23 protein-coding genes and 1 pseudogene are annotated in these 22,493 nt (G+C 40.5%); 12 read left to right on the top strand and 12 right to left on the bottom strand.

From position 1 onward, the window contains the following. Positions 1 to 104 precede the first annotated feature (104 nt). Positions 105 to 329, top strand: a complete 225-nt coding sequence (locus tag IM797_RS00870; RefSeq protein ID WP_194125201.1) for a CDGSH iron-sulfur domain-containing protein — start codon at positions 105 to 107, stop codon at positions 327 to 329. A 141-nt stretch (positions 330 to 470) separates the two neighbouring features. After that, the gene (locus IM797_RS00865) at positions 471 to 2,690 is read left to right on the top strand and encodes a catalase (RefSeq protein WP_194125200.1); all 2,220 of its coding nucleotides are present in this window, start codon (positions 471 to 473) and stop codon (positions 2,688 to 2,690) included. Between the two features lie 61 nt (positions 2,691 to 2,751). Here IM797_RS00865 and IM797_RS00860 read toward each other — a convergent pair. Beyond that, a pseudogene (locus tag IM797_RS00860) lies at positions 2,752 to 3,234 on the bottom strand (ankyrin repeat domain-containing protein); the annotation flags it as partial. A 110-nt stretch (positions 3,235 to 3,344) separates the two neighbouring features. Here IM797_RS00860 and IM797_RS00855 point away from each other — a divergent pair. Beyond that, on the top strand, positions 3,345 to 4,202 hold the full coding sequence (locus IM797_RS00855) for an NAD(P)-dependent oxidoreductase (protein WP_194125198.1): 858 nt from the start codon (positions 3,345 to 3,347) through the stop codon (positions 4,200 to 4,202). A 79-nt stretch (positions 4,203 to 4,281) separates the two neighbouring features. After that, positions 4,282 to 5,037, top strand: coding sequence for a DUF72 domain-containing protein (locus IM797_RS00850; protein ID WP_228098664.1), 756 nt, complete (start codon positions 4,282 to 4,284; stop codon positions 5,035 to 5,037). Here the strand turns inward: IM797_RS00850 and IM797_RS00845 are convergent. After that, complete coding sequence (locus tag IM797_RS00845) at positions 5,034 to 5,930, bottom strand: LysR family transcriptional regulator (RefSeq protein ID WP_194125196.1); 897 nt, start codon at positions 5,928 to 5,930, stop codon at positions 5,034 to 5,036. The genes IM797_RS00850 and IM797_RS00845 overlap by 4 nt on opposite strands. A 75-nt stretch (positions 5,931 to 6,005) precedes the next feature. Here IM797_RS00845 and IM797_RS00840 point away from each other — a divergent pair, with 75 nt between their 5' ends. Genes IM797_RS00840 through IM797_RS00825 form a run of 4 tightly spaced genes read left to right on the top strand, consistent with a single transcriptional unit; the run spans position 6,006 to position 12,477 of the window. Then, a complete protein-coding gene (locus tag IM797_RS00840; RefSeq protein ID WP_194125195.1) occupies positions 6,006 to 7,070 on the top strand; it encodes a saccharopine dehydrogenase C-terminal domain-containing protein in 1,065 nt (354 codons plus the stop codon). 3 nt (positions 7,071 to 7,073) lie between these two features. Continuing rightward, entirely contained in the window at positions 7,074 to 7,979 is a 906-nt protein-coding gene (locus IM797_RS00835; RefSeq protein ID WP_194125194.1) for a DUF1338 domain-containing protein, read from the top strand. A 14-nt stretch (positions 7,980 to 7,993) separates the two neighbouring features. Continuing rightward, positions 7,994 to 9,523 (top strand): aldehyde dehydrogenase family protein, encoded by a 1,530-nt coding sequence (locus IM797_RS00830; protein ID WP_194125193.1) that lies wholly within the window; start codon positions 7,994 to 7,996, stop codon positions 9,521 to 9,523. A 5-nt stretch (positions 9,524 to 9,528) separates the two neighbouring features. Beyond that, complete coding sequence (locus IM797_RS00825; RefSeq protein ID WP_228098663.1) at positions 9,529 to 12,477, top strand: FAD-binding and (Fe-S)-binding domain-containing protein; 2,949 nt, start codon at positions 9,529 to 9,531, stop codon at positions 12,475 to 12,477. On the opposite strand, the gene IM797_RS00820 is transcribed toward IM797_RS00825, so the two are convergent. Together IM797_RS00820 and IM797_RS00815 are read right to left on the bottom strand one after the other, a co-directional pair. Then, positions 12,474 to 13,118: a hypothetical protein gene (locus IM797_RS00820; RefSeq protein ID WP_194125192.1), complete on the bottom strand. Its 645-nt coding sequence runs from the start codon at positions 13,116 to 13,118 to the stop codon at positions 12,474 to 12,476. The two genes, IM797_RS00825 and IM797_RS00820, sit on opposite strands and share 4 nt — an antisense overlap. Positions 13,119 to 13,187: 69 nt before the next feature. Then, a complete protein-coding gene (locus IM797_RS00815) occupies positions 13,188 to 13,508 on the bottom strand; it encodes a hypothetical protein (RefSeq protein WP_194125191.1) in 321 nt (106 codons plus the stop codon). A 413-nt stretch (positions 13,509 to 13,921) separates the two neighbouring features. Between IM797_RS00815 and IM797_RS00810 the strand changes: the two genes are divergently transcribed. Further along, entirely contained in the window at positions 13,922 to 14,074 is a 153-nt protein-coding gene (locus IM797_RS00810; RefSeq protein WP_194125190.1) for a hypothetical protein, read from the top strand. A 37-nt stretch (positions 14,075 to 14,111) separates the two neighbouring features. Here the strand turns inward: IM797_RS00810 and IM797_RS00805 are convergent, their stop codons facing one another. The 3 genes from IM797_RS00805 to IM797_RS00795 all read right to left on the bottom strand — a co-directional run bounded on the left by IM797_RS00805 (position 14,112) and on the right by IM797_RS00795 (position 16,395). After that, positions 14,112 to 14,954 (bottom strand): VOC family protein, encoded by an 843-nt coding sequence (locus tag IM797_RS00805; protein WP_194125189.1) that lies wholly within the window; start codon positions 14,952 to 14,954, stop codon positions 14,112 to 14,114. Between the two features lie 107 nt (positions 14,955 to 15,061). Next, entirely contained in the window at positions 15,062 to 15,526 is a 465-nt protein-coding gene (locus IM797_RS00800; RefSeq protein ID WP_194125188.1) for a DUF6265 family protein, read from the bottom strand. A gap of 71 nt (positions 15,527 to 15,597) precedes the next feature. Continuing rightward, complete coding sequence (locus tag IM797_RS00795; RefSeq protein ID WP_194125187.1) at positions 15,598 to 16,395, bottom strand: helix-turn-helix domain-containing protein; 798 nt, start codon at positions 16,393 to 16,395, stop codon at positions 15,598 to 15,600. 112 nt (positions 16,396 to 16,507) lie between these two features. Here IM797_RS00795 and IM797_RS00790 point away from each other — a divergent pair, with 112 nt between their 5' ends. Then, entirely contained in the window at positions 16,508 to 16,984 is a 477-nt protein-coding gene (locus tag IM797_RS00790; protein WP_194125186.1) for a hypothetical protein, read from the top strand. Between the two features lie 60 nt (positions 16,985 to 17,044). On the opposite strand, the gene IM797_RS00785 is transcribed toward IM797_RS00790, so the two are convergent. Both IM797_RS00785 and IM797_RS00780 read right to left on the bottom strand, forming a co-directional pair. Beyond that, complete coding sequence (locus tag IM797_RS00785) at positions 17,045 to 17,692, bottom strand: hypothetical protein (RefSeq protein WP_194125185.1); 648 nt, start codon at positions 17,690 to 17,692, stop codon at positions 17,045 to 17,047. A 204-nt stretch (positions 17,693 to 17,896) separates the two neighbouring features. After that, positions 17,897 to 18,337, bottom strand: a complete 441-nt coding sequence (locus tag IM797_RS00780) for a PaaI family thioesterase (protein WP_194125184.1) — start codon at positions 18,335 to 18,337, stop codon at positions 17,897 to 17,899. Positions 18,338 to 18,591: 254 nt separating this feature from the next. Here IM797_RS00780 and IM797_RS00775 point away from each other — a divergent pair, with 254 nt between their 5' ends. Beyond that, complete coding sequence (locus IM797_RS00775) at positions 18,592 to 19,128, top strand: pyridoxamine 5'-phosphate oxidase family protein (RefSeq protein WP_194125183.1); 537 nt, start codon at positions 18,592 to 18,594, stop codon at positions 19,126 to 19,128. 475 nt (positions 19,129 to 19,603) lie between these two features. Here the strand turns inward: IM797_RS00775 and IM797_RS00770 are convergent, their stop codons facing one another. Next, positions 19,604 to 20,755: a DEAD/DEAH box helicase gene (locus IM797_RS00770; RefSeq protein ID WP_194125182.1), complete on the bottom strand. Its 1,152-nt coding sequence runs from the start codon at positions 20,753 to 20,755 to the stop codon at positions 19,604 to 19,606. A gap of 173 nt (positions 20,756 to 20,928) precedes the next feature. Here IM797_RS00770 and IM797_RS00765 point away from each other — a divergent pair, with 173 nt between their 5' ends. Then, positions 20,929 to 21,348 carry an OsmC family protein gene (locus IM797_RS00765; protein ID WP_194125181.1) on the top strand — a complete coding sequence of 140 codons (420 nt, stop codon included), beginning with the start codon at positions 20,929 to 20,931 and terminating at the stop codon, positions 21,346 to 21,348. Between the two features lie 55 nt (positions 21,349 to 21,403). Here the strand turns inward: IM797_RS00765 and IM797_RS00760 are convergent, their stop codons facing one another. Beyond that, a complete protein-coding gene (locus IM797_RS00760; RefSeq protein ID WP_194125180.1) occupies positions 21,404 to 21,862 on the bottom strand; it encodes a PA2169 family four-helix-bundle protein in 459 nt (152 codons plus the stop codon). A gap of 89 nt (positions 21,863 to 21,951) precedes the next feature. Then, complete coding sequence (locus tag IM797_RS00755) at positions 21,952 to 22,338, bottom strand: hypothetical protein (RefSeq protein ID WP_194125179.1); 387 nt, start codon at positions 22,336 to 22,338, stop codon at positions 21,952 to 21,954. Between the last annotated feature and the right edge of the window lie 155 nt (positions 22,339 to 22,493).

The following is a 22,493-nucleotide window of genomic DNA, read 5'->3' as shown; positions in this document are numbered from 1 at the left end:
GTGCTGAATTGCTGCAATACAAGGAACGTTTCTAAATAGAAATGAGATGCAGTAATCTCAGCGCATTATTTTAGTTTTGCCCGAAACACAGTAATACAATACACATGTCAAAAACAAAACTTACAATTAATAATAACGGTTCAGTAAAAATAGAAGGCGATTTTGAAATCGTTGACAGAAATGGTGAAGCTTATGGTTTACAGGGCAGAACCACATTGTCTATCTGTCGTTGCGGTTTATCTAAAAACAAGCCTTTTTGTGATGGTGCCCATAATGGACATTTTGAGCACGAAGCTATTGCTTTTGATCTTCCGCCAAAAAAGGTATAAGAAACCTCATATACTTACAAAAAAGCCGTACAAATCTAATGTATGGCTTTTTTTATAAGCCTTAAAAGACAACAGCTTCAATGTAATTTAATAATAGAAACAATTGCCAGCAGGGAATGTTATATGCAAAAAAACACTCCTATGTCAACAACACAGAAACCTTCAAAAAAAAGCGCAACGGAAGCGCCTCTTGACAAACCACTGCCACAACAGGAAACTGCAAAAACAGATTTGCTAAATGCGGATACTGCTGATGCCAGCGGAACACCTATGACAACCAACCATGGCGTAAAGATTAACGATGACCAGAATTCTCTCAAGGCTGGTGATCGTGGCGCAACATTGCTGGAGGATTTTATCCTAAGGGAAAAGATCACTCACTTTGATCATGAGCGGATTCCAGAACGAATTGTACATGCCAGGGGATCAGGCGCCCACGGTATTTTTAAACTATATAAATCTCAATCCGAATTCACCAAAGCTCATTTTTTAAATGATACAACTGTTGAAACACCTGTATTTGTACGTTTTTCTACAGTTGCAGGATCAAGAGGTTCTTCGGACTTAGCAAGGGATGTGAGGGGATTTGCGGTCAAATTTTATACGCAAGAAGGAAATTTTGATCTGGTGGGTAACAATATGCCTGTTTTTTTTATCCAGGATGCCATGAAGTTTCCAGACCTGATTCATGCGGTAAAACCTGAGCCTGATAATGAAATACCTCAGGCAGCTTCAGCTCATGATACTTTTTGGGATTTTATCTCATTAATGCCTGAATCTACACATATGATCATGTGGGCCATGAGTGATAGGGCTCTACCGAGAAGTTTAAGGATGATGGAGGGCTTTGGTGTACACACTTTTCGCTTAATCAATGCAAAAGGGGAGGCCTGTTTTGTTAAGTTCCATTGGAAGCCTTTGCTTGGTGTTCATGCTGTAGCCTGGGATGAAGCACAGAAAATATCCGGAAAAGATCCTGACTTTCACCGGAGAGATCTTTGGGATGCCATAGAATCTGGCGCATTTCCCGAATGGGAACTCGGCCTTCAAATTATTCCAGAGGCAGATGAGCATAAATTCGATTTTGACCTGCTTGACCCTACCAAACTGATCCCTGAAGAATTGGTTCCTGTACAGCGTATTGGAAAAATGACGCTAAACCGAAATCCTGATAATTTTTTCGCAGAAACAGAGCAGGTTGCTTTCCACGTCGGACATGTAGTTCCCGGGATAGATTTCAGCAATGACCCATTGATGCAAGGCCGTTTGTTTTCTTATACGGACACGCAATTGATCCGTCTAGGTGGGCCTAACTTTCATGAAATACCAATAAACAGACCGGTTATCCCTGTACATAATAATCAGCGTGACGGACACATGCGTCAGACAATCAACCGGGGTAAGACCAGTTATAGCCCAAATTCTTTAGGTGGTAACGATCCGGCCCAGGTATCGGTTGCCGATGGCGGGTTCAGTAGTTATGCTGAGCGAATCGATGCTAAAAAGATCCGTGCCAGAAGTAAAAGCTTTTTTGATCACTTTAGTCAGGCACGTTTATTTTTAAATAGCCAGTCAGAACCTGAGAAAAATCATATTGTCGATGCATTTACATTTGAGCTTGGTAAAGTGAAGACCGTTGCCATTAGAAAACGTATGCTGGGCATATTGGCAGAGGTTGATGCCGACTTAACAGCTAAAGTAGCCTACGGATTGGGACTTGAGGCACCCAAACAGGCAGAGAAACCAATCAACAAAAGTGTTCCGGCAGATGGGAAACAGGCTGATTTTGAGCCCTTAAAAATTCAGGAGCCAATAGGTGCTTCTTCCGCGCTTAGCATGGCTGAAACCGTAAAAGACACGGTTAAAAGTAGAAAGATAGCTGTTTTGGCCGCTGATGGGGTAAATGCGGACAGTTTAAATAAAGTGAAAACTGCGTTGACTAAAGCTGGTGCTGTAGTAGAAATCATTGCACCGAGATTGGGTCAGCTCAAATCAGCTCAGGGATCCGAAATTCAGGTAGATCAGAGTTTCCTTACTGCTGCGTCTGTACTGTTTGATGCAGTTTATGTTGCTGGTGGAAAAGACAACGTTGCAGCAATCAAAGCAGAAGCGAATGCAATTCATTTCTTGAATGAGTCATTTAAGCATTGCAAAGCCATTGCTGCTGATTCGGATGCATTAGAAGTCCTGGAAGAAACGTATTTCGGTAGAAAAGTTAAAACCGGGGATAGCTCAGACCAGGGAATGGATGATGGGCTGATCATTAGCGATAACGCTGATAAATTAGCTGACCAATTCATCAGCGCTATTGCTCAACATCGCTTTTGGGATCGCGAAAAGCCAAGAAAGGTGCCAGCTTAAGGCCAAAAAAATAGGCTGTACCATCATTATTGGTACAGCCTATTTTTTTATTGCGTATATTTTAATTTCCAAGTATAGCGATCGCTTCTGCATTGCCTTGCTGAGCAGCAAGATCGTAAACGGAATGCCCCCTGATATCTAACAAAGTTTTATCTGCTCCAGCTGCCAGAAGTGCTTTAAGCAGATCATGGCGACCGAACATGGCTGCAAACATCAAGGCCGTACCGCCATTTCCATGTTGCAGGTCAAGTTGTGCACCATTTTCAATTAAAAGCTGGGCGATATCAGCATAACCTTTGAAAGCTACACCCATCAGTGCAGTATTTCCTCCAAAATCCTGTGCATTAACATCTGCTCCGGCTTGTATAAGCAGCCTCGCTGCTTCATAGCGATTGTTGTAACAGGCAATAATCAGTGGCGTATATCCTTTTTCATCCTGTGCATTTAAATCAGCCTTCTGGCGAATGAGTTCCTGCAGAACCTCTATGTTTCCAAGTCGGGCTGCGTGAATAATAACTTGTGAAGTGTTTGTCATGACGATATAATTTTTACTTGACTGGTTATATTTAACAAGCCAGGTCGAAAAAAGTTTGGGATAATTGTAACTTAGGTATCATCTACTGACATTATAGAGATCCATTCAAAATCAAGATCATGAATAAACTTAAAATAGGCTGGGCCGGACTAGGAAACATGGGTAGCCCAATGGCATTAAATTTAATAAAAGCGGGTTACGAATTAATTGTTTACAACCGCAATCGGGAGAAGGAAAAAGAACTGTTGCTTGCAGGCGCAACATCAGCAGCAGACCTGCCTAATCTGGCAGCTGAAGCCGATATTGTATTTACCATGCTGGCAGATGATGCAGCAGTAAAGTCCGTTTACAATGAGCAGGATGGCTTGCTGGCCGGGGCTCAGGCTGGGAAATTACTGATTGACATGAGTACGGTAGCACCTGAAACCTCGAGGTATCTTTCCAAACTTTGTGCAGATAAAGCAGTTGCTTTTCTGGAAGCCCCGGTTTCTGGTAGTGTCCAGCCGGCAAGAGAGGGTAAATTGATTATTCTGGCAGCAGGGGCAGTACAGGATTTTGAAAAAGCAAAACCATTACTGGATTCATTAGGTAAATTAACGCTGCATTTAGGGGTTGCAGGCTCAGGAAGTTCGGCTAAAGTCGCGATCAATTATTTATTAGCCATCAATGTCCAGGCCCTTGCCGAAACCGTACTCTTCGCTGAGAGAAATGGAATAAGTAACGCGGATATGCTCACCATCATCAATGAAGGCGCCTGCGGAAATGGCATTATAAAACTCAAAACCCCCGCCATCCTGGCCAATAATTTTCCTCCTGCTTTTGCTTTGAAATATATTGTGAAAGATTTAAAACTAGCCAAAGGGGCAGGTCTGGATTCAGCACTCTCAAATCCGCTTCTGAGTACTTTCGAGGCAGCTGCAGCAGATGGCCTGGGAGACGAAGACCTGATGGCAGTAATTAAATATTTAAGAAATTGATGGCTATTGTTTATAAGATTGTACACTAGCTTAAACAATGCATAGGCGATTTGCGTTGTATTCTGAAATCAAATCGCCTATGCAATACTATTCCGGTACTAGTGGACTGTTGTTACCCGTCCCAAATAAGTCCTTTTATCCGCCAGCATATAAAGATAAAAGCAGATTGAGCTATTACAGCACCTTATTTAATAGTATTGAAGTAAACAGTTCCTTTTATAAGGTGCCATTAGCTGCTACAATTAAAAAATGGGCTTCAGAAATTGAAACGGAAGATTTTAAGTTCACATTCAAATTATCACGCGAGATTACGCATCAAAGAAATCTTTTGTTTTCAGAAGATGCTGTATTCGATTTTATATCTCGTATTGATCAGGTTGGTGACAAGAAAGGAAGCTTACTGGTCCAGTTTCCAGGGAGTATTAAAATATCGCAAATTAGAAGGGTGGACTATTTATTATCCATTATTAAAGCGGCAGACCCAACAACAAGCTGGGATGTTGCTGTTGAATTTCGCGACCAGTCCTGGTACATTGATGACGTAGAGGAGATGATACACAGTTATCAAATGGGATTGGTTGTTCATGACATGCTGCCCATTGCCACCTCGTTTCGTGACACAGGTACAGATTTCGTTTACCTGAGATACCATGGGCCTGATGGCGATTATAAAGGAAGTTACGAGCATGCCGAATTGTCGGAATATGCCGCTTACATCAGCGAATGGCTGCAGGAAGGGAAAAAGGTTTACACCTATTTTAACAACACCATTGGAGATGCCATTTCTAATCTCTCAGCCTTACGCCAGATCGTATCGGACCTGTCCGGGAACTAAACGTCAGGTAGCATTTCCAGTAAATAAGGTAAAGCCGGATTGGGATTATCTTTTTTCCACACAGCATATAAAGCCGTTTTTTGAGGCACATTTTTCAGCTCAATAAATTTAATATTGGGATTATCGCTTGTAGCAAGCGAAGTGGGTATGATGCTCAAGCCCATTCCATTCTCAACCAGGCGAAAAATAGTTGGCGCATGGATTGATCTGTGGGCAACCTTAGGTGCAAAACCCTGGTCTGCACAAATGTTGATGATCTGCTGGTAGTACAATTGGCTTTGTTCATTTGGGAACAGGATAAAAAACTCGTCTTTCAGTTCGCCTATATTTTTAAACTTAGCCGCTTTCATCTGGTGCGTTGTCGGAAGGACCAGGGAAAAGGTTTCAGTATACACTTTTTTACTTACAAAACCTTCAGGTACGTGGTTACTGCGCATAAACCCAAGGTCTAACGATTCGTTTTGCAAGGCGATCAATTGTTCGCTATTGCTCAATTCGTCCAATTGAAATTTAATATTGGGGCAATCTGTATTGAATCGTTTAAGCAAATGTGGAAGAAGAGACTCCATGGCAGATGCAACAAAACCGATTCCTATTTGCCCGGTATTGCCGGCCTGATAAAGTTTTAAATGTGTTACCGCGGTCTCAACTTTATTTAAAATTTGTTGTGTATCCTGATAAAAAAGCTTTCCCGCATCTGTTAAACTCACCTTCTTGTTACTCCGATCAAAGAGCGACAGGTTAAGGATTTGCTCCAGTTGCTTAATTTGCTGACTTAATGCCGATTGCGAAATAAACAACAATTCAGATGCTCTCCGGTAATGGAGTTCCCGAGCAAGGACCTTGAAATAATTGAGGTGTCGGAGCTCTAATTGATTAGCTATACTTATCATTTCTTAATTAATCTATATCGTTTGCTAATGGTAAATATAAGGATATTTGGGTGTTGCCCTAAACTAAATATAAACATGATTAAAAAAGTACTTACACTTGGACTCGGTAAAGTAGGCACACTGGTTGGCGTGCTGCTCAGTAAGCAATTTGAAGTTACTGGTATGGACAAACAAGAGCCTCACTATCCTTATACACTCCCTTTTAAAGTAATTACAGGCGATGTAACGGATGTAGCACTGATGCGAAAACTGATTTCAGAACATGATGCAGTAGTGTCGGCATTACCTTACTTTCTGAATAAAACCATTGCGCTGCTTGCGCATGAGGAACATAGCCATTATTTTGATCTGACAGAAGATGTAGCAACCACAGCGTACATTAGAAATCTCAGCACAACTTCAGAAATTGTAATGGCGCCGCAGTGTGGACTGGCTCCTGGAATTATTGGCGTCATAGGGGCACATCTGGTTCAAAACTTTGAAAAGATCAGGTCTATAGAAATGCGTGTTGGTGCATTGCCAAAATATCCAAACGGAAAAATGGGTTACTCTTTTAACTGGTCAGCAGCAGGGGTGGTTAATGAGTACATTAATGACGCAGAAGCCATCCATGACGGACAGAGAAAAAAGGTTATTTCCCTGCAGGGTAAAGAAGCGATCAATATTCAAGGTGCTGCTTATGAAGCTTTCTATACCTCTGGTGGTTTAGGTACCATGTGTGAAACTTATGAAGGTAAAGTAGATAAGCTGGATTACAAAACCATTAGATATCCGGGTCACTGTGATCTGATGAATTTTCTGATTCATGAACTGCACCTGAAAAACGACAAACAACAACTGGAAGACATCCTTAAAAATGCGAAACCGGAAGTTGAAGAGGACGTTGTATTGATCTACGCTGCGGCTGAGGGTTGGAAAGACGGACAGCTGAAACGCAATGAGTTTTATAAATCCTGTGCACCAATTGTATTGGATGGACAAACCTGGAGGGCAATTTCCTGGACCACCGCTGCAAGTCTGGTGGCCGTGATTGAAATGGTTGCTGAAGGCACACTCCCTGCAAAAGGCTTCATTAAACAGGAAGAAATTTCATTTGAGGCACTACTAAACACCAAAACTGGTGGATTATTTAAATCTTAAGCTATGAATTTCGAGCAGAAAAAACCGTTGGACACCTTTTTGAACATTTTATTTGAAAGGTATGAGGCTAAGGTGCCCGCAGTAAAAAAAATCACCAATGCCCTGATTGAGCTTGGCGTAGTAGCCAATCAGCAGGAAATTGTAAATGATCACATCGCTTTCAGAACGCTGGGCGTTCCGCATCTTGGCATTGCTTCTTCTGAAAAGATATTTCTGCATTATGGCTATGAAAAACGCGATTATTATTATTTTGAAGGTAAGAAACTCAATGCCTATTGGTACGCACCGCCATCACCAGAATATCCGAGGATATTTATCAGTGAGTTGCGGGTTGCCGACCTTTCTGCCCAGGCGCAGGCTGTAATTGGCAAGTATACCAGTGCAATAACGAAAGATCCTGTTGATGCGCTTGACCTGGAGGATGGCCAGGCCATTGGGGAATTTTTTCACCAGGCTTTGTGGGACCTGCCAGAAAAAGCCGATTACCTGAGTTTACTGGAAGAAAGTGAGTATGCTGCCTGGGTAATTTATAACCGATACTATTTAAATCATTATACGATTAGCGTACATGACTTGAGGCCAGGGTACAATACATTGGAAGATTTCAATAAGTTTGTAGAAGGTCTGGACCTGAAACTCAATAGCTCGGGAGCTAAGATTAAGGTTAGTCCGGATGGCCTGCTTCGCCAGAGCAGTACGCTTGCGGAGGTGCAGGAGGCCGAATTTGCAGGGGGTGAAAAGATGGCGATAGCAGGTAGCTATGTTGAATTTTCCGAACGCCTGGTGCTGCCTGAATTTAAAGACCTGCCAATAAATGAAATCAGAGCCGCACATCGGAGAGAAGGCTTTGAGACAGATAATGCAGATAAAATATTTGAAAGTACTTATCTTAACCTAAATAAAAGATAAACAAAACCAATACTATGGATATTAGCGCAATATTAACCCGATTGGGTATAGATAAAAACAATCCGGGGACATCTACAGGTTCTACGGTACTAAGCTCAGATGCGGCATCAATAGCGTCACACTCACCGGTTGACGGTCAGCTGATTGCTCAGGTACAGGCTACGGATACAGCAGGTTATGAAACGGTGATGCAACAGGCTGTCGAGGCTTTTGCTTACTGGAAGAATATTCCAGCGCCCAAACGCGGCGACATGGTCCGTCAATTTGGAGATGCCTTACGCTTGCATAAAGCTGATCTCGGAGCCCTGGTTTCTTATGAAATGGGGAAGAGTTTGCAGGAGGGTTTGGGCGAAGTACAAGAGATGATTGACATTTGTGATTTTGCATTGGGCTTATCCAGACAACTTTATGGGCTTACCATGCATTCTGAGCGTCCTGCGCATCGAATGTATGAGCAATGGCATCCTATGGGGGTTGTCTGTATAATCTCTGCATTTAACTTCCCCGTGGCTGTCTGGGCTTGGAATACAGCATTGGCCTGGGTGTGCGGTAATGTTTGCGTTTGGAAACCATCATCAAAAACCACATTATGTGCAGTAGCTTGTCAGCATATCATTGCCGGGGTATTGAAGGCAAATGAGCTTCCGGAAGGAATCAGTAACCTGGTAACTGGTAATGCCTGTGGTAACCTGATGAATGAGGACAAACGAATTCCTTTGATCTCCTTTACCGGATCAACACGCGTTGGCAGAATGGTTTCATCGACTGTTGCAGGTCGCTTCGGTCGTAGTATTCTTGAACTTGGCGGCAACAATGCAATTATCATTTCGGCAGATGCCGATTTAGAAATGTCAGTGATCGGGGCAGTGTTCGGAGCTGTGGGTACAGCAGGTCAGCGTTGTACCTCCACACGTCGTCTCATTATTCATGAAAGTATTTACGATAGCTTTACAGCCAAACTGGTTAAAGCTTATGGTCAGATCAAGATAGGTAATCCATTGGATCAGAATAACCATATGGGACCATTGATTGATCAATCCGCTGTTCAAGCTTACCTGCATAGCATTGCGCAAGCCAAAGCACAAGGTGGACATTTCCTGGTAGAAGGTGGTCAGCTTGATGGCCCGGGTTATGAATCGGGCTGCTACGTTAAACCTTGTATTGCTGAAGTGAAAAATCACTTTGAGATCGTTCAGGAAGAAACGTTTGCGCCGATATTGTATGTGATGAAATACAGTACCATTACAGAAGCGATAGCTATGCAAAACGATGTTCCTCAGGGACTTTCATCAGCAATCATGACCTTAAACCTACGTGAGGCGGAATTATTTCTATCAGCTAATGGATCCGATTGCGGTATAGCCAATGTAAACATTGGTACTTCAGGAGCCGAAATTGGTGGTGCATTTGGTGGCGAAAAGGAAACAGGCGGAGGACGGGAAAGTGGCTCAGATGCCTGGAAAGGATACATGAGAAGGCAGACCAATACGATCAATTATTCAAACACATTACCTTTGGCACAAGGTATCAAATTCGATTTCTAAAATAGATGTTGAAAGCTACCGATCTGAAGCTTCAGTTAAAGCAATTTGCAAGTACGCTATCCGGAGAATTTCATGTAGATGAGACAAGCCGGATCCTGTACGCTACTGATGCTTCAGCCTATTCGGAAATGCCCCTGGCTGTAGCCATTCCAGCTTCAGTCGCAGATCTCGAAAAACTAATCGCATTTGCAACGCGCATTGGTACATCCTTGATTCCACGTACTGCCGGTACTTCGCTGGCCGGCCAGGTGGTCGGGCATGGTATTGTGGTGGATGTATCCAGGCATTTCAACCAGATTATTGAAGTCAATGCCACTGAAAAATGGGTCAGGGTTCAACCTGGAGTAGTGAGAGATGAACTGAATAAATATTTAGAACCCTACGGACTTTTCTTCGGTCCGGAGACTTCCACTGCCAACCGGGCTATGATTGGCGGAATGGTAGGTAATAATTCCTGTGGCTCAAACTCCATCATTTACAAAAGCACCAGGGAGCATACATTAGAAATTACAGCCTTATTGAGTGATGGTTCATTGGTTGAATTTAAAGCCCTGGGATTCGACGAGGTGATCGCTAAAACTAAAGGTACATCATTAGAAGCAATACTGTATCGGTCTATTCTACAGCAACTTGGAAACTATGAGAATCAAATTGAAATCAGAAAAGGATTTCCTAAAGCAAGCATTGAAAGACGAAATACAGGATATGCGATTGATTTGCTCCTTGAAACTGAACCTTTTACAGCCGGTGGCCCCAATTTCAATTTCTGTAAACTTCTTGCAGGTTCCGAGGGAACACTGGCTTTTATTACCGAAATCAAGTTAAACCTGGAACCTTTACCTCCCGCGCATTCTGGACTGCTCTGCGTACATTTTGATACCTTGGAACAAGCATTACAGGCAAATCTGGTGGCTTTAAAATTTGAGCCCAGCGCTGTAGAGCTTATCGATCATTACATCCTGGAGTGTACGCGTGAAAATATAGAACAACGCGAGAATAGCTTTTTTGTACAGGGAGAGCCAGCTGCATTGCTGGTTATTGAATATGCACGGGACAGTAAGGAAGAGGTCATCAGGGTGGCGGCAATGGTTGAATCACAATTGCGTCAAATGGGCCTGGGTTATCATTTTCCATTGTTGTTTGGTAAAGACATTAAGAAGATCTGGTCGCTTAGAAAGGCTGGACTGGGCTTATTGAGTAATTTACCTGGCGACGAAAAGGCTGTTCCTGTCATAGAAGATACAGCAGTTGATGTGGTCGATTTGCCTGCATACATCCGTGATTTTAATCAAATACTAAAAAAACATGGCCTGTATTCCGTTCATTATGCCCATGCAGGTTCCGGAGAATTACACCTAAGACCGATCCTGAACCTAAAATCTGCAGAAGGACACCAGATGTTTAGAACGATCGCAGAAGAGATTGCTTTACTGGTCAGGAAGTATAAAGGTTCGCTAAGCGGAGAACATGGAGATGGACGGTTAAGAGGAGAGTTTATAGCCCAGATGTTGGGTACCAGGAACTATGCACTACTCAAAACCCTGAAGGAAACCTGGGATCCAAATAACATTTTTAACCCGGGTAAAATTATCGAAAGCCCACCAATGGACACCATGCTCAGGTATGAGGCTGGTCAAAAATCTTTTGATTTTAAAACGGTGTTCAGATACAACGGTCAAAATATGTTGCAACATGTGGAACAATGTAATGGTTCGGGCGATTGTCGTAAATCTCACCTGGCGGGAGGGACGATGTGTCCTTCTTATATGGCTACCCACAAGGAACAGGATACTACCCGCGCAAGAGCAAATATCCTAAGGAATTTCCTAACCCATTCTGATCAGATCAATAAGTTCGATCACAAGGAAATTAAAGAAGTACTTGATCTTTGCCTGAGCTGTAAAGGCTGTAAATCTGAATGTCCGTCCAATGTAGATATGGCCAAATTGAAAGCCGAATTTCTACAACATTATCAGGATGCCAACGGCGTACCTTTCAGGTCGCGTCTGGTAGCCAACTTTAGCAGAATTGCAGCACTCGGCTCCCTGGTACCCAGCATGTATAATTACATGATGACCAGTCCGATTTTTAGCAAAATAATCAAAAGCAAGGCTGGTTTCGCCATGCAACGCAGCATGCCAACTTTGCACCACACGACATTATGGAGCTGGTTTAAGAAACACAAGAAGCATGAAGATTCAGGAAGTTGCAAGCACTTGCCGAAGAAAACCGTTTATTTGTTTTGTGATGAATTCAGCAATTACCAGGATACAAAAATTGGCATTAAAGCTATCTTATTGCTGGAGAAGTTGGGTTATGAAGTGATAATCCCCAAACATCTGGAGAGTGGCAGGGCCGCCATATCTAAAGGCCTGCTACGTAAGGCTAAAAAGATCGCCCAGCACAATGTATGGTGTCTAAGTCCGCTGATCAATGCCAACAGTCCGTTAATCGGCATAGAACCTTCTGCCATATTGAGTTTTAGAGATGAGTATCCTGATTTGGTAAATACTTCGCAATTGGACTCAGCTCAACAACTGGCTACACATACTTTCCTGATTGACGAATTCCTGGCCAATGAAATCCGGATCGGAAATATCAAAAAAACGCAATTTCATCAGGAACATAAGGCTATACAACTCCATGGCCATTGCCAGCAAAAGGCTTTCCATGCCCTGTCTGCTACAGAATTCATTTTGTCATTTCCTGAAAACTATGAAGTTCAAACCATTCCTTCCGGATGTTGCGGCATGGCAGGATCCTTCGGATACGAAAAAGAACATTATGAGATTTCCATGCAAATTGCTGAATTGGTTTTATTGCCAACCATAAGAAAGCAACCTAAAGAAACAATAATAGCGGCAACCGGAACAAGCTGCCGCCATCAAATTCTGGATGGTACGGCAAAAAAAGCCAAACACCCGGTTGAAATTCTTTTTGATGCACTGGTTTAATCAGAAATCCGGGTTACGTGAACGCTTCTCGTATTTCCTTTGATGGATTTGATCTTTCCACGTAATTTTTCATCGTCAAAATCATTGTAATAGGTAATGTTTACAGCACCTACTTTTTTAACAGTTCCTGCCCGGTCATGGATGTTAAATGCATTGTTATAAGCGACATTGATATTTCCTACCGACTTTAAACTGCCTTCAATATCATGGATATTAAAAGCATTATTGTATTTGATGCTGATTTTACCAATTGATTTCAAACGGCCTTTAGGATCATGGATGTCAAAATCACCATAATAATCAAAGGGTATGCCATCTACAGACTTTATTTTTCCACTTTTGGAGCTGTCGAAACTATCATAATAAACGACACGTAAATTTCCAATTCGCTGTGCTCTGGTGTTAGGGTTATCTTCATAATCATCCCAGTTGTCAGAACGATCTTGTCGCTCCGGTTCAATTGAACTGACATTTCCATTCTGATCCAGAGTTACCCTAAATTTGTCCAGGTAAAGATCAACGTATGCTATACCTTTAGCATAGTCTGCGAGTTTAAAATTTGCACTGATAATGTCCTGTGCCTCGCTTGCATAGCTTATGCCCAGCATTAAGCTACATGTAAATAACTTTTTGAATCTCATTTGTGTGTGATGTTAAGCAGTTCCTAAAGCTGCTCAACTAATGTAGATATTATTTACAATAGTTTGCACTTATACTGTTTTTTTGATTGCTTCTATCGTAGCTTCCAAAGCGGCGCTGACGATGTTTTTGTAAGCGTCGAAGTTCTCTCCGCGTGCTTCATCCGATTCGCTATCTCTTAAGGCTACTTTTCCGGCCTTAACCTGTTGCAGTTCATTGGTGTAAAGCTCCAAAAATGTCTCAGGCTCTTTATTTTTTAAGATTCTTACCGTGTGAGAATATTGTTCATGGATATCATTCAGAACCTTTAAATTCTGTTCGTCAAATGTACCAATCCCAGTAGTTTTTGTCAGGAGCTTTTCAAGCTTTCCTCTTTCTTTTGCGTAACCCATAATTGTTGCGAATATACCAGTAATTAGAACAATATCCGATATTTAGCTTTTAAACATTTTAGCTTTATATTTGCTTCGTCTGTTTTCTAATTTCTCAGAACCTATTTATGGCAGAGCTCCTTTTGTTACTTGGACTGGTATTACCTCAAACCATTGCTGGAATATTCGCGGTAAGTCAGGGACGAAAATTCTGGTTTTGGTTTTTCATATCTTTTCTTCTGCCCATTGTTTCACTCATTATTCTTGTTTTTTTAGAGGATAAGAGCGAGGGGACTGGTTTTAAGCTTGCAAATCATGTAAATCGTGATGAAAAAAGCGAGGTTTCTTCCGATCAGGTAAATAACTGATGAAATTATGACAATTTCTATGAACAATTGATTCTGTTCCGTGTTATTTAAGCATTAAACTATCTTATGAAAACACAGGAAATGACATCAACAAAGCTGGAGCGGCCAGCTACAAAAAATGAAAACAGGCCATCAGTAAATCCGGTAGCCACCAAACAAAACAACTCATCGCAAAGCGGTAAGTATCAACGACCAAATTATCTTTTAAGATTGTTATAGGTCGTTGAATATAGATATAACCTGGGCATTGCCCAGGTTAAGCATTTTCAAGGTCAGCAATAATCAATTTCTTCATTTTCATTAATGCCGTCATGACACGTTGTCCTCTTATCGGATCACTCATGAGCTTACCCAGTAAGGCGGGTATAATTTGCCAACTGATGCCATATTGATCTGTGAGCCAACCACAAGCAACTTCTTTACCACCATTTCCAGTCAGATCATCCCAATACTGATCTATCTCCTGTTGACTCTTACATTCCACTACAAATGAGATTGAATCGTTAAAACTAGCGCGATGTTCTGCAGAACTGTCCATGGCCATCATGACAAAGTTATGGATACTAAACTGGGCGTGCTTTACAAAGTCGGTAGAATCACCTTCGCCTTCATTATATTTCATTACACCCTGAATGTTTGATTCAGGAAATAAAGCGGTATAATGGCGAAGTGCGGCTTCAGCTTTCCCTGCATTTGTACCGGTAAACATTAAAGTGGGACAAAATTTTTGAGGGGTATCGATCTTACTTCCGGTATACAACTGCCAGGAGACACCGTATTTATCTTCAACCCAACCATACTTTGAACTCCAGGGGTAGGTATCCAGCGCCATAAAGGCTTTACCTTCTTTGATCAGTTCAGACCAGTATTTTTCTGTTTCGGCTTCCGTTTCACAAATAACCATAAATGATATGGTGGCATTCGGTGCTGCAGTAGGGCCATCGTTCAACAACATCAATTTCTGACCGCTCAATTCAATTTGAACTACAAAGGCTGAGGTCTGTACAACCTTTCCCTCGCCAAATGTCTGGATGTAAAAATCGGAAGCTTCAGCAGCTTTCCCTTTGAGTGTCAAGCAGGGATAAATGGATTTATTCATGATGGTCAGCTTTAATGTAAATGATTTATGTTAAGCTAATTTACAGAACAATAGACATAGTATGTACTGATGATCCGCCATTTTTAGGGGGTAATTGCGACAATCTTTTATCGCCTGGTAAATAAGTAATCTTCATGATTTCCATCACCCGAAATCACTGCCTTAATCTTGTTTCCATCTTTTTTATAACTTATTTTTTTAGGAAAGTCATGTTCCGGATTTTCACAGCTAAAACTATCATCGGTTAGTGCAGTTAGTTTGAAATGTGTTGGTTTAGTCGCTCCGCTTACTTTTACGACATAAAAAAGCGCATTGTCTTTAATGATAAACTGTAGGTCTTCAACAAAGTTTACTTTCTTACCTTGCATGGTTACACCTTTGCCAACAAGCTTTCTATCGCTAACCTTCTCCCAGGTTTCATAACCGGATTGCCCGGGCTTACAATTTGTTCTCACCCATTTTCCGGTAAGCCATTCCAGCTTTTTAAATTTTTGTTCTGCGGTTTCCTGTGCATGTGCCATGGCTGTGAATAGCAGCAGGACACCTAGAAATAGAATTTTTGATCGTTTCATGTTTTTTATCTCAAATGTAAGTCTCATCAATTCTTTTGTATTGTACAAAACCGACCGCAGATTCATTTTGCCTACTTGTTTAAAAAAAAGTTGGCCATGTTTGAAGCTTTAAAATAATAGGATGAAGGATCTTCACCTGTAAATGCCTTAAAATCCCTGATGAAATGGGATTGGTCATAATATCCAGACTGATAGACAACATCAGCCCAGCTGCTATTTTCTGATTTTATCAATTGAAAAATGTAATTAAAGCGGATAATTCTCGCGTAGTATTTCGGCGAAAGTCCAACGTATTTTTTAAACAAACGTTCAAGTTGTCTTTCACTGAGGTCACCTGCAACAGTCATTTCATGAACAGAGATCGCCCCATTTTTGCTAAAAATTAAATCCAACACATTTTGCAAGGGATTTGTAGCAGCTTGGGGAAGCAGACTGATGAAGTAGTCATCTAAAATCCGACTGGATTCTTGGTCACCTTGATAAGGAAGGATTTTATTTTGTAGGTTAACAAGCTGCTCATTGTCAAAAGCATTCAGATCTGTAATCTGATCAACATAATGACTCATATTCAACCCGAAGAATTGTGTCAATGCCGCGGGCTTGAATTTAACAGCAACCGATCCGGTTTTTCCAGTGTTTTCCAAATAAAAATAAGTTTTGATTTGCCCTGCCAGTAAGTTAGGCGTTTGTAAATACCATAGATCTTTTGTTTTTGCCCGATACAAATCTCCATAGTTGAAGATCAATTCAGTAAATCCGTCTGGAATGATTTTTTCAATCCCCGGGCTGGGATCATCGCACTGCATCATCCAATAACATTCAATAAACTGATCCAGTTTGGGATGGGCTTCGATCCTGGTAAATTTCATCTACACAAAATAGACATTAATTTGATCGGAAAAAAAACAGAAAATATAAACAATTGAAAGGTTCAGATCGTTTCTAAAAACAAAGGAATTTTAAATAGTTATTTTAGATACTATGAGGGTAATTAAATTAAGCAGAAAGCCCAACGCGGAAGAAATTAAAGAATTAGAGCAAATGAGTTCAAAATGCTTGACGTTGTTTAGAGAAAATAACCTTCCAACTGATACCGGAGACGCTAAAGAGTTGGCCAAATCGGTTAGGAGATTTATAGATATGTATAGGGAAAATGAACTTAGTGTTGCTGCTCAGGATTTTGATAAGGTAAATTTAGCTTATGGAACAGGGGAGTTGTATGCCAAAGCTATCGTTGATACCTATAACTGGGAATATGAGTTTTTAGAATTTGAGGACGGTTTTGCCGGCTTTGCTGTAGTAAGCCCGGATAAATTATGGTGCATCTATATCCATCATTATCTGCACAACCTGCTTCACGACCAGGAAAAAAGCAACAATTCTTTACTGAATTACAACATGCTCGATCCTCAGGTGCTACAGAAATACAAGAGTGAAGGGTATACCAGTTTAAGTTAAACAAAAAACTCCCGGCGATTACCAGGAGTTTTTTGCTGTAATATGAATGAAAAAATCGCTTTATTTTGCTGGTAACAATCCGTCCTTAACCAATTGATCAGCCAGAACCTTTGGATAAGTCGTCACAAAATTATCGATAGAACCGGGATTGACTGTTTGAGATTGTGCAGACCAAACCAATTTATTTGTCGCTATCTCATAAAGATTAGTTTCCATGAAATAAATCTTATCTGTCACATAATAACCTGGTTCATAGAACATCGGGCGCCAGTAGTTATAGTAACTATAGAAGCCGCCGTACCATCTGTAATAAGGATATGGCGCATAACCCGGGCCTCCAGGAACATATCTGGTTTCACTTTCCTTATTAATCAGGGATACAGTCAGGATCAGGTCAGCTCCTGATTGTTTAATCTGTGAAATTAACTGCTGTTCAGGTGGTATTTTCTTATAAAAATCAGGACTAAAGAAGTCAATGCTTTTAACCACTTTAACATTACCAAAAGCAGGTTGTTGCTCCAGATTGTTTTCCAGATTGGTTCTGACCTTTATATTGCTGGTCAAAGAGGCAACAAATATAGTCTTCCCATTCAACATTTTTCCTTTGGATGATGGGTCAACCCATGATCCTGTAATCCTTGTTGATGGACTACAAGACCAAACCATCGCACTCATGAGTAGGATGGGCAATAATTTTAGTCGTTTCATAACCACTTTTATAATAACAACATAAGATAGTTAAAAAAGTTTACAAATCCTGATAGAATAAACCAATTGATCAGTCGCAGTCAAGGTGACGATTATAATGCAACATGGATGCAATTGCCATTTTCGTAATTATTTAAAAACTAAAATTGTAAAAATCTGCAAATCATCAGTTAAAGTAAACCAACCTAATCTATCAGTACAGGTTTATTTTTTGTCCGCTGTCTTAAACATATTCGAATATCCCTTTGCAATCAATTTTGTTTTTCTTTCATTCCAAACCTCGCATTGCATATTTACAATCTGACTTCCTTTTTTTATGATCTGAGTTTCTGCGATAATGTGTTCTCCTTCTTTCGCTGACGCGAAATAATCAATGACATTGTTTAGTGTTACATAAGATTCGCGTTCTGATAAAGTAAAAAGTGTCGCACCAATAAGGTCATCGATTATGGCAGCAGTAATCCCACCGTGTAGAATACCCAGGGGATTGGTCATCTCATTTCTTATTAGGTAACTAAACTCCAGGTGTCCAGCCTCAGCAATTACTACAACTGGCTTTAGCCAACGCATAAAAGGAGAGGGAGATACACTAAACTCTTTTCCTATAAATTTTTGCAATAAAGCAAGTCTTTCCAATGTTTCCATTTGTATTCTTTGATGTGGTTAATGTATGTTTAATTATTTACCTGTCGGATTCATAACCGCTAAAGCTTGTTCCGGAGATTTCAGGTAAAGGTCAAAAATAGCCTGTGTATTTCCTACGCAAATTTCATAAACATCATCTTCCAATGGTTGCAAAAATTAATCAGCGACAGGTGATTACAGTACTGTTAATGAAAGCTTACCTCATCAAAAAAACAAAACCTGTAAACAGATGTTGTTAGAAAAAAATGAAACTTATGGATAGCATCAATAAAAATCAATCGGAAGAAAACAAAGCTGATTTATCTCAGGAAGAAGCTTTAGTAAAGATTAAGGAACTGATTAAACAAACTGATACTTGTTTCTTTAGTACAAAAGCAGAAACCGGTCCGTCTAATGGTGTAAGGCCAATGAGCGTTCAGGAGGTCGATGACCAAGGCAATCTGTGGATGCTTTTAGCCAATGACAGTCACACCTACAAAGAGGTATCGGCAGAGTCAAAGGTAAAGCTCTATTTTCAGGGGTCAAAGCATTCGGATTTTCTCTACCTCAAAGCAAATGCAGTGATTGTGGACGATCAGGAAAAGATCAAAGCACTTTGGAGTCCTTTTCTTAAGGTCTGGTTTACAGAAGGGGAGCATGATCCGCGAATCGCTTTAATGAAAATTACGCCAGAGGATGGTTATTATTGGGACAACAAACATGGCAATGTTGTAGCTGGAGTAAAAATGTTAATTGGCGCCGCGATCGGTCAAACTTTGGATGATTCCATTGAAGGAAAAATTAAAATTTAAACACATAAATACCAGCAGGTTAGATGTTTTAATATCTAAAAATTTGCATTTTCGATTTTAAGTCCTACTTTTGTATCGAGAGCGTTAATTTAAACGGGAGTCATTCTTAGGATTGATTCCCGTTTTCTTTTTGACACCATGCCGGCTAGTTAAGTCTGTAGTAAGCTACTTTTTTAAGCATTGAACTGAAATACATCGCATAAGCATGTCTTTTTTGACAATCATAGCAGCCGCAATCTTCGGCAGGATGGTTACAATCACAGTAAGTGGGACAACCTTCAGGATAGCGGTCAAAAAACATATCGATTTCCCAGTTTGTTTCTTTATATCGTTTCATTTTAGGGCTCCTTTCAAATAATAATTTGTTGGAATTGATTGACATAAAGGTCTGAAAAGGAAATGTCTGTCGAAATGAACTGTAGTCAGAAAGGCAAAATTGTAAGCTGAAATCGGAATTTAGGACTTTGACACTTAACTATACGCGAAACCCAAAGTTGAACTCAGGATTTTCACCATCGACCAGGTTTACTTGTTTACCCATTTTTTTCTGAATGACTTCAAAGTGATGCAATTCATTTTGACTAACCAAGGATATGGCCTGGCCAAATTGATCCGCGCGACCGGTTCTGCCGATCCGATGGACATAGTCTTTAGGTGAACGGGGCAACTCGTAATTGATTACGAAAGGAAGATCGCTGATATCTATTCCCCGTGCCATTAAATCAGTTGCTACAAGAATCCTGAGTTTACCTGCCCTGAAAAGCTGTAAGGCCTCTGTTCTGGCACCCTGACTTTTCTTGCTGTGGATCGCCCGCGCATCAAAGTTGTTTTTACGGAGCTTATTTACAATAGCATCGGCAACATGAACAGAAGAAGCAAATATTAAAACTTGTTTCATTTCAAGGTGGTTGATCAAATGGCGTAAAAAAGGACCTTTCTTTTCTTCAGATACAATGTAGGCAATCTGGCTAATCAAATCCACGCTGTCTGCTGTAGATTCTATTTTAATCACTACCGGTTCCTGCAGTAAAATCTGATGAATATTTTCAATATCGGGATTCAATGTGGCAGAAAACAAAATGTTCTGCCGCTTTTCAGGTAATAATGATATGATCCGGTTTAATTCATCTTTAAAGCCCAAATTGAGTAATTTATCTGCTTCGTCTAAAACCAGGGTTTCTATACTTGCTAAGGATACAGCATTGGAATCAATCAACTCCAACAATCTGCCCGGCGTAGCCACAAGAATATTTACACCTTGTAAAGCCATCATTTGAGGGTTGATAGAAACACCACCATAAACAGCTACAGTTTTTACCGGCACAGGAAGTGTTTTACTAAAAGCATGAAAAACTGTTTTTACCTGTTCAGCCAGTTCTCTTGTAGGTAACAACACCAATATATTGGCATGTCTGTTTTTTTGCCCACTTCCTTGTTGCAGTTTAGTTAAAATCGGCAATACGTAGCTGGCCGTTTTACCAGAACCTGTTTTGGCAATCCCCAATACATCCTTATGATTTAAAATTGCTGGTATCGCAGCATCCTGGATAGGCGTGGGTGTTGTGAAATTCTGATTGAGCAATGTTTTTAATAAAACAGGCGATAAGGCTAGGGAAGAAAAGGACATATAATGCAATTTCCTGCAAAAGTAAGTAAATCTAATAACAACGCGATAAAAGAATCCATTCCTGAATGCAGGCGGCTAATTTATAGCAATCAAAAAGAATGATTTATTTACCTGTCCTTAACACATAATGTTTTAAATTAGAGAATTGAATTGTCACTTAAATTATATAAACAATGAAACGTACAGCAAAAGCACATTGGAATGGAACCTTAACTACCGGACAAGGCGAAATTTCTACCCAAAGTACCATTCTAAACGAAACCCAATATTCTTTTAAAACAAGATTTCAAGATGGAATTGGTACAAATCCAGAAGAGTTGTTAGCGGCAGCACATGCTGGCTGCTTTACGATGGCAGTAAGTGCTGCGCTATCGGATGCGGGATTTACCCCGGCTGATTTGAATACAGATGCAATTTTAGATTTGGATATGGCTACATTAAGTGTAACCGGTATTCATTTAAAATTGGTTGGAAGCAGTATCGAGGGTGTTGATGAAGAAACTTTTAAAAAGATAGCCGAGGGAGCAAAAGCCAATTGTATCATATCTAAAGCCTTAAGTGTAAACATTACTTTAGAGGTTCAGTACGCCTAACTTATACTCAAATTAAAAAGGATCCCTTGAACAATCAGGGGATCCTTTTTTAAAGCTATGACGATACAGCGTCTCTTAAGGCTTTGATTTTATCGTGTGAAGTTCTCAGATCTGCTTTCTGCGCTGTAAGAATACTGCTAAGGTTGGCAGAAAGGCCTTCGGTTTCTAAGGCTGCTTTATAAGCTTTCTGAGCGGAATCTTCACCAAATTCACAATTGTTTAATACTGTTTCCCGATCATGTCCGGTAAACATTGCTTTCACATCCATCCAGGCACGATAGATTTTTCCAGATGTAGTCGTCCCTGTTTCGGCTGAAACACCCAACACCTGAACTTCTTGTGTCAATACTGATTTGTGCTGCGCACTTTGCCTGATCATTTCTACAAATAATGTCCTCAGGTCATTGTCTTCAGGCGATAATTCTGCAATTGCTTTTTCATAACCCGTTACCCTGTCGTTGTTGATCTGGATCAGATCGTTTAAAACTTCTGTGTTTACTGTGTTATTTTCCATTTTTTTCGAGGATTTGATGTCTGTACTTAACAGTGACACCGTAAAAAGGTTTTTGTAAAAACAATCCCAATCCTGATTTCAACAGAAGCTTACTGCTTAAAGAATTTAACCTTACTGATCTTTCCGTCTTTAAAATAACTGCCTTCAATTGATTTGGGAAGCTTGTCATAATACTCTGTAAGGTTAATTAAGGTAAAGTAATCCGGAGAATTTGTACCCGTAGGGAGGGGCCGGTAAAATTTCAAGGTTTTACTGCTGTCAACATATCCTACATCTGGCAGAAACTTTATTTTCCGATTACTTTTTAACAAGGTGATGGAAGAAGCGCCAATATAACCGTCAGCAAAAATTAACCTGACTTCGCTATGGCCCATCATCCCTTTATAAGGAATCGCTTCATAAGCTTTCTGGCCTAATGAAAAGATCGGCAGTAGCATCATCAACATTGCAGAAATACTCAATTGTTTAATTCCCATTTCCAAAAAATTGGTCTAACTCAACCCTGATAACAGCATAGCTACTGTTTTGTTTGTGCTTTAATTCAAAACTATTTTAATCAACTCCGGTTGTAATAATTAACCCGTTGGAAGCGCTTGATTCAGGCATTCCTCATTTGAGAACATACGATTTT

The organism is Pedobacter sp. MC2016-24, from assembly GCF_015223055.1.
Lineage (GTDB): Bacteria > Bacteroidota > Bacteroidia > Sphingobacteriales > Sphingobacteriaceae > Pedobacter.
Note: the sequence above shows the minus strand (reverse complement) of the source record. Positions and strands in the feature narration are given on the sequence as shown.

What these genes read in the sequence shown, in the direction of transcription:
- IM797_RS00820 (WP_194125192.1), bottom strand. Translation starts at nt 13,118, where the DNA reads ATGAGATTCAAAAAGTTATTTACATGTAGCTTAATGCTGGGCATAAGC.
- IM797_RS00825 (WP_228098663.1), top strand. Translation starts at nt 9,529, where the DNA reads ATGTTGAAAGCTACCGATCTGAAGCTTCAGTTAAAGCAATTTGCAAGT.
- IM797_RS00760 (WP_194125180.1), bottom strand. Translation starts at nt 21,862, where the DNA reads ATGGAAAATAACACAGTAAACACAGAAGTTTTAAACGATCTGATCCAG.
- IM797_RS00755 (WP_194125179.1), bottom strand. Translation starts at nt 22,338, where the DNA reads ATGGGAATTAAACAATTGAGTATTTCTGCAATGTTGATGATGCTACTG.
- IM797_RS00785 (WP_194125185.1), bottom strand. Translation starts at nt 17,692, where the DNA reads ATGAAACGACTAAAATTATTGCCCATCCTACTCATGAGTGCGATGGTT.
- IM797_RS00790 (WP_194125186.1), top strand. Translation starts at nt 16,508, where the DNA reads ATGAGGGTAATTAAATTAAGCAGAAAGCCCAACGCGGAAGAAATTAAA.
- IM797_RS00765 (WP_194125181.1), top strand. Translation starts at nt 20,929, where the DNA reads ATGAAACGTACAGCAAAAGCACATTGGAATGGAACCTTAACTACCGGA.
- IM797_RS00840 (WP_194125195.1), top strand. Translation starts at nt 6,006, where the DNA reads ATGATTAAAAAAGTACTTACACTTGGACTCGGTAAAGTAGGCACACTG.
- IM797_RS00865 (WP_194125200.1), top strand. Translation starts at nt 471, where the DNA reads ATGTCAACAACACAGAAACCTTCAAAAAAAAGCGCAACGGAAGCGCCT.
- IM797_RS00845 (WP_194125196.1), bottom strand. Translation starts at nt 5,930, where the DNA reads ATGATAAGTATAGCTAATCAATTAGAGCTCCGACACCTCAATTATTTC.
- IM797_RS00800 (WP_194125188.1), bottom strand. Translation starts at nt 15,526, where the DNA reads ATGAAACGATCAAAAATTCTATTTCTAGGTGTCCTGCTGCTATTCACA.
- IM797_RS00810 (WP_194125190.1), top strand. Translation starts at nt 13,922, where the DNA reads ATGAAAACACAGGAAATGACATCAACAAAGCTGGAGCGGCCAGCTACA.
- IM797_RS00830 (WP_194125193.1), top strand. Translation starts at nt 7,994, where the DNA reads ATGGATATTAGCGCAATATTAACCCGATTGGGTATAGATAAAAACAAT.
- IM797_RS00780 (WP_194125184.1), bottom strand. Translation starts at nt 18,337, where the DNA reads ATGGAAACATTGGAAAGACTTGCTTTATTGCAAAAATTTATAGGAAAA.
- IM797_RS00805 (WP_194125189.1), bottom strand. Translation starts at nt 14,954, where the DNA reads ATGAATAAATCCATTTATCCCTGCTTGACACTCAAAGGGAAAGCTGCT.
- IM797_RS00850 (WP_228098664.1), top strand. Translation starts at nt 4,282, where the DNA reads ATGCAATACTATTCCGGTACTAGTGGACTGTTGTTACCCGTCCCAAAT.
- IM797_RS00855 (WP_194125198.1), top strand. Translation starts at nt 3,345, where the DNA reads ATGAATAAACTTAAAATAGGCTGGGCCGGACTAGGAAACATGGGTAGC.
- IM797_RS00815 (WP_194125191.1), bottom strand. Translation starts at nt 13,508, where the DNA reads ATGGGTTACGCAAAAGAAAGAGGAAAGCTTGAAAAGCTCCTGACAAAA.
- IM797_RS00775 (WP_194125183.1), top strand. Translation starts at nt 18,592, where the DNA reads ATGGATAGCATCAATAAAAATCAATCGGAAGAAAACAAAGCTGATTTA.
- IM797_RS00770 (WP_194125182.1), bottom strand. Translation starts at nt 20,755, where the DNA reads ATGTCCTTTTCTTCCCTAGCCTTATCGCCTGTTTTATTAAAAACATTG.
- IM797_RS00795 (WP_194125187.1), bottom strand. Translation starts at nt 16,395, where the DNA reads ATGAAATTTACCAGGATCGAAGCCCATCCCAAACTGGATCAGTTTATT.
- IM797_RS00870 (WP_194125201.1), top strand. Translation starts at nt 105, where the DNA reads ATGTCAAAAACAAAACTTACAATTAATAATAACGGTTCAGTAAAAATA.
- IM797_RS00835 (WP_194125194.1), top strand. Translation starts at nt 7,074, where the DNA reads ATGAATTTCGAGCAGAAAAAACCGTTGGACACCTTTTTGAACATTTTA.